Raw genomic sequence first — 5747 nt, 5'->3', positions numbered from 1 at the left:
CTTCGTCACTACGACGAAGCCCCAACCCTCCTTAAATCACAACCTCAAATCTGTGCCATTGGTGCTGACGGGGGACAGCCCAGCACATAAAATTTCGCCTCCTCCAGCATTTGCGTGAGCGAAGTGCTGATGCGATTGCGGCGTTGTGAGTTTTCCAGGCGCTTGTCGTCATGAATGCGCTTGGTTGTCTGTGGCAGTGAGCCATCAGATTTGAGGCGCAGGTAGGCCTCTGTTTTGATGTAAGCGGTGATCTCGTCTGACAGCTTCTGATCGTCGCGCAACTTGACGACGACCTGCCCGACGGAGCCATCCACACTCAACTCGATGCACCGCGCGTCGTTGAAGGTGCCAAAGTCTGGCGCCAGAGGGGTCAGAACCGAGAGGATCAAGCTGCCCTCTACCCGGTTGCCAAAGGGCGTCAGGTCGATCAACCGGGTGAGATCGAAATCCTTCCCGTTGGCGGCATGGCGATAACGGCGATCTCGCAATACGTCTTCGAAAATGACGTCGCCAAGCAGGCGGTTGAGGTCCGCTTGGCTGTAGTCCTGATCTTTGATCTCCTTGTTGATATCCCGCTCTTCGTTCGTCAGGAAGAAGTAGAGATCGCCATTGCGGCTGATCAACGTTTCACGCTCGAGCCGAAGCAGGCTCTGCTCAATCTCTGACCTCAGCGCTCGCTTGTCCGCGTCGACCTCGTCCACGAAAAACGTGACCAAATTATCGATATTTGCAGGGACTTCCTCGACATAGCGAATGAGGAACAGCGTCTTCAGAACTCGCGCATCAAAGTCGCTGCGGTCTGCAATGTTCTCTACCCTGCCGATCGCCGTGCGGACGACACCTTCCAGAAAGCTCTCAATTGCGGGGTAAAAGGCGTCCAGCGGGACGAGCGCCCCGATAGGCTTGTCCTTGATGGCCTTCGCAGCAGTCTGGAATGCATCCAGCATTGAGCGCTCACCCTTCGAAAGGTGACCGCCGGTCGCGCCGAATTGACGACTGGCTTCGAAAATCTTCTGGACCAGCAGGAATTGATATGGAGCGAATGGGTAGCATTCGACGAAACCATCCGCATCACCAAAGGAACGCAGCGTGATGCCTGAATCACGAAACGTGATCTGATTGCGTAGGATGTCTCCCTTTTCGCGGAACAAGGCTTTCAAGGCGTCTTGGGCAGCGGGGGCCTTCTCGAGCAGACGTCGCTGAATGACCTCATCCGCGTTTGCTCCCGAAAGTGAAAGGCGCGTCGTGAACCGACCCTGGATCTTCGAGAAGTCCTTGCTGCGATCCTTCTCGAATGCTCCTCCAACGACCGCTTCAATGTCCTCCTGCGAAGTGACCACAACCCAGGCCCGGCCATCGCAGACAGTACCAAGATTTTCCGTTATCGTCTGGAGGTTGAGCATGAGCTGGGACTGGCCGCCGATGAACTGGCCAACCTCGTCGGCAAGAAAGACCAAGCGCTTTGCCCCGCCCGATTGATCAAGGTACTGCCTGACCCACTTGGCGAAGTTCTCGATGGTCAGGGCCAGACCTTTATCGAGGTTGTCAATCCACGCTTGAGGGTCCTCGATCCGTTGGCTGAGAACCTTGCTCAGCGCCGCAGCGACCTCCGAGCCATAGAATTGGTAGGAATCGCGCTCCGCTCTCCAGTCAAGGTTATGGTCGGCGGCCAGCACATCGATAAATGCTTGGAACTTCCCCTTGCCATCCAGAAAACGCTCCATGTGGGCGACTTCCGGGTGATCCCCACAGTATCCGAGGTGCTCGTTGAAAACCTTCAGGAAAACTTGAAGAATGGCATCCCGGCTGTGATTTTGTTCCGCCTTGCTATCAATGTTGAAGAGTATAACCTCGGTCTGGGCGTTTGCCATTCGCCGCAAATCGCCCTGAAAGGCGCTGTCGCCAGCGGCCTTCTCAATGAAGAAGTCGAGGGGCACACGATCAGGTTTGCCGTCTTCCGTAACCGCATCATTGGCCAGCAGGTAGGACAAAATCTTGATGAAATGGGATTTGCCTGATCCGAAAAAACCGGAGACCCAGACGCCCATCCTTGCGGAAACCTCAGCGTCATTCCTGCTGTCAATCCCCTGAAGAAAGGCGTTTACGAACTGACGCAAATGCCGATCCACCTCTTTGGTGATCACGTACTCTTCAAGTTCGTTATAGGCTTTGTCGCGCTGATCGGCCTTGATAACACCATTGATCGGACGATTGATGTCTTTGGTGAAAATACTTTCGATATTCATGAGCATCAATCCACCAATCTAAATGCGCGATAGTACGGCGTTTCTTGCATATCACCGAACAATTGAAGGCTCTGGCCGCTAAATCGCCCAGGAAAGAATAGCACTAGAGGGACGCTACCCAACAGAGGTTGAAGGTTGTTGAGAAGGCTATGTGTCCTAATCAACGGGTATGCCGGGCCCACGCCTGTCAAAAACAGCATGTCGAGCGTCATGCCGCCAAATTTATCCAGCAAGGCAGCCGCCATTTTCCCGGGCTCGAGTGGACCCTTGAGCGCACTGAGCAACGAGCTAACCCCTTTGGCTTTCTCCATTGCCAATGCCTTCGCATAAAGGTCACGCTTCTTCAGTTGCTCAACGGCCAACTCGAACATGTTGACCACGCCAATCTTAAGTCCAGTTTTCCGGGCAAGATCCTCAAGCAGCCATTCGATGTGATTGTTGACTTGCTGCTCCGACACGCTGGGATAATCGAACGCGTAGAAAGGCACATCATTACCGAGGCCGCGACCGTGCAGAAATTCCTCGGACGTGATCCTATCTCGAATACGATCGAGCCGAGCCTGTAAGTTTGTCATATGAAAGCCTGCATAGCGCGAACGACTTCGTCGCATTTATGCTCGTGAAGATAACTCATTATTTCAGGCTGGTAATGAACCCGCTGGAGCAATGGTTTAGAACCATCGGAAAGCATTCCAACCTCCGTCAGAATCTGAAAAACACTGTCGCCCAATTTGTCAGTGGTAGATTGTGTCCAGATCGGCATTTCAGGATCACGCTCTCGGCACGAAGCTACAAACGTGCGCCAATGGCGACGGGTCAATTCCAGGTTGCCAGTGCGAAATTGGTCGCAAACAAAGAGCAGCAAAAAATCCTTCAGCAACTGGCTGTGCGAGATTGCTGCCGCAAACACGGATTGGGTGGCCAAGGGTTTCGAACCATCTCGAACCAACCGCCAATGGTCAGGCGTCATTGTTTTGAGGCGTGTTCGAATAAGGCTGGCCTGGCGCTTTGCTGTCCCCAGAGATGTTTTCTGCAGCACATTCTCGACTTCGATCGCTTGCTTCCATTTTTCCGCTGAAACAGATTCGAGCAGCAACCCGGCGATAACTCTTGATTCGTAGAGCTTTAGGGAGCCTCCTGCGATGTCTGCTTTGTAGCGCAAAATGATATCCCATTAGAATCTCAGCCCAACGTTCATCTAGCAGATTCGTAGCGAATCTGAACAGCCAATGTGCGGAGGTGACGATACTAGTCATAAGATTTGCGGCGGTCCGCCTCGCAGAGGAGCGCCATACCGACTCAAGGGTTTTGATGCTGAGCGCGACCCAACGCAGCGCAGTCTAACGCTTTCACGCGACAGGCTTGCCTCGACGCCAATGCAACCGGCAATGCGCCCAATCGAACAACCGGCAAACCCTTGATAGTTAGTGATACAGTCTTGACATACGGTCCACAGCAATGCGACCGATCACAGGGTCGAAACGAGCACCGAATGGCAAACTACGACGACGCTCTGAAAGTAATGGACGCGGTCGCAAAGTACCGTGAGGACGAGAGCTTGCCTAACGACCCGCACGAAATCGACCGCCTGTGCGAACGCTTGTTCTCGAACGATGGATTTGACGAAATCGCCATCGCATGGAAGCGTATTTCGAAATACGAGCGTGAGGTACACGGAGGCGATTGGCCAAAGGCCGATTGATGAGAATTGCCGTCATGCTACTATTGCCGCATGGCGAAACGGATTGAGCTCTACCAGGAAGCTGCCAAGCGGATGGCGATCAGCCCTGACGCGTGCATGGAGCAAATTCGGCGCTGCAGCATCAGTTCCAAGTTCGGATATGAGGGCACTGACCCAGCTTCGCTTGCCGCGATCGTGGGAATGGACGCAGACTGGGGTGCCGCCGCATTTGCGGAACTGCGGAGCACCGGTTTCATTAAGACGGACTGGGCCCGTTTCAAATGGTACCAGCCCAGCGGCAAGCAACTCGATGATAAGATAGCCGAACTAGCGGCAATCGAAGCCGCGGCAATCATCAGGCTGTCGTCCATGGACTGCGCGCCGGCACTACCTGTTATCCGCGCCTTGGCTGAGAACTTCCTCGAAGAAGCGGATGGCGGGGACACGATTGGGACGAGCCTTGCTCATAACAGGATGATGCTGGCGATCGTCAGCGCCACCGGCGAGCTTCGCCTCATGGAAGATTACGTCAAACACGCCAGTTTGGCGGTCGCCTATGCAGTTGCGGCTCGACTTGAGGCTGCCGACCTCGAGGGCATGAAACGTTCAGCTAATGTCATTGTGGACCTCATCGGGACGCCCGAACCGCGGGACTGTGCAGCCGAAGCTGTCGCCATGCGGCTCCACCCGAGAGAGCCCGTGATCGCGTAGGAGGCCTCACTCAGCAAAGCGGCAGGGCTACCTGACCGACCTCTTCCAAAGGCTCTATAATCGGCGTGAATGTGCGGGAGCTGCCCGCATAGGTTGGATACCCGGCTATGTTGTCCTCGATCGTCTGAAACCCATCCTGGCGGTCGTTGACCGGATAGATGCCCTCGCCCATCTTTTCGATGAGCGTCTGGAGCGAAGGGGCGATGCCATCGAAGAAGATCCGGCTAGCTGCGCGAACGCCCGCAAGGTCGCCTGACCTGGCAGATCCAAGAAACTGGTCGCTCGCCTCCACTAGAAATCCTGTGCGGACAGCATAAGAATCTGCCATCCAAAGGAGGCGGAAAAACGCCTGGGGGATGAATTGCGAGACAAGGTTGGCAAGGGTGCTTTCCTTGCCACCCAGGACGATATGCGTCAGCCCCATGGCACCAAGAAAAAAATCCTCGTGTTTCACAGGGACGTTTCGAATGCGTTCGTCGATGAATGCCGCAAGCGGGCCAAGAGTTCCACCCCCGGACTGCGCCAACCGTACTGCCCCGATCTCGACGATTGCGCCCAACGAAAGGCGCCATTCCTCAACTTGGCTCTGCGAGAATGTTGAGATGACATAGGACGTGCCCGAGCGGGTAAGATAGCCGCCGACCTTCAAGGCAACCAGCAGCCTGCGCGCCATATTGATATGAAGCCCGTAGTACGCAGCCATGTCCTGGGCAGAGTACGGTGCTCCAGCCTTGAGCTCGCCAAATAGAATGCGCTCTCGAAGATCGAGATATGTCGCGTCAGTCTTCGATAACATGCTCTCAACGGCTCGCTTGAATTCAGCGTAACCGCTCCCCTTCTCGTATGATTCTGACACCCCGCGCAATCGCGGATACAAATCGAATCGGCAATCGACTCCTCACCCCTAGCAGCGTTGAACCTATGATTGTCTTTTTGGCGTAAAAACGCTACGGAAAGGCTAGGAGAACGGCGATGGGATTCCTAGACCCGCACGGCAACGATGGACCGATAGAGCACTACTACAGAACGGGTTGTCCGTCGTCAGAACATTTGGCACAGGTCGCGGCGTAAATTAGCGGAGTGCGGGCCTCGTCTGTTGTTGGGTTTTA

Annotated in this window: 6 protein-coding genes; 2 read left to right on the top strand and 4 right to left on the bottom strand. The window is 54.8% G+C overall.

What is annotated here, in order from left to right:
* Nucleotides 1–44 precede the first annotated feature (44 nt).
* From brxC to OPU69_RS19745, 3 genes are read right to left on the bottom strand one after another with little or no spacing between them, the layout of a single operon-like run.
* Nucleotides 45–2246, bottom strand: coding sequence for a BREX system P-loop protein BrxC (brxC, locus tag OPU69_RS19755; RefSeq protein WP_155645699.1), 2202 nt, complete (start codon nucleotides 2244–2246; stop codon nucleotides 45–47).
* Between the two features lie 5 nt (nucleotides 2247–2251).
* The gene (locus tag OPU69_RS19750) at nucleotides 2252–2821 is read right to left on the bottom strand and encodes a DUF1788 domain-containing protein (RefSeq protein WP_066114666.1); all 570 of its coding nucleotides are present in this window, start codon (nucleotides 2819–2821) and stop codon (nucleotides 2252–2254) included.
* Complete coding sequence (locus tag OPU69_RS19745) at nucleotides 2818–3408, bottom strand: DUF1819 family protein (RefSeq protein ID WP_196490380.1); 591 nt, start codon at nucleotides 3406–3408, stop codon at nucleotides 2818–2820. Before OPU69_RS19745 ends, OPU69_RS19750 begins: the two co-directional genes overlap by 4 nt.
* 330 nt (nucleotides 3409–3738) lie before the next feature.
* On the opposite strand from OPU69_RS19745, the gene OPU69_RS19740 reads away from it, so the two are divergent.
* Nucleotides 3739–3948, top strand: a complete 210-nt coding sequence (locus tag OPU69_RS19740; protein WP_058539811.1) for a hypothetical protein — start codon at nucleotides 3739–3741, stop codon at nucleotides 3946–3948.
* 30 nt (nucleotides 3949–3978) lie between these two features.
* Nucleotides 3979–4638 carry a hypothetical protein gene (locus OPU69_RS19735; protein ID WP_058539810.1) on the top strand — a complete coding sequence of 220 codons (660 nt, stop codon included), beginning with the start codon at nucleotides 3979–3981 and terminating at the stop codon, nucleotides 4636–4638.
* Between the two features lie 10 nt (nucleotides 4639–4648).
* Here the strand turns inward: OPU69_RS19735 and OPU69_RS19730 are convergent, their stop codons facing one another.
* Nucleotides 4649–5434, bottom strand: a complete 786-nt coding sequence (locus OPU69_RS19730; protein ID WP_058539809.1) for a hypothetical protein — start codon at nucleotides 5432–5434, stop codon at nucleotides 4649–4651.
* Between the last annotated feature and the right edge of the window lie 313 nt (nucleotides 5435–5747).

Source organism: Blastomonas sp. 34TW (genome assembly GCF_059803595.1).
Note: the sequence above shows the minus strand (reverse complement) of the source record. Positions and strands in the feature narration are given on the sequence as shown.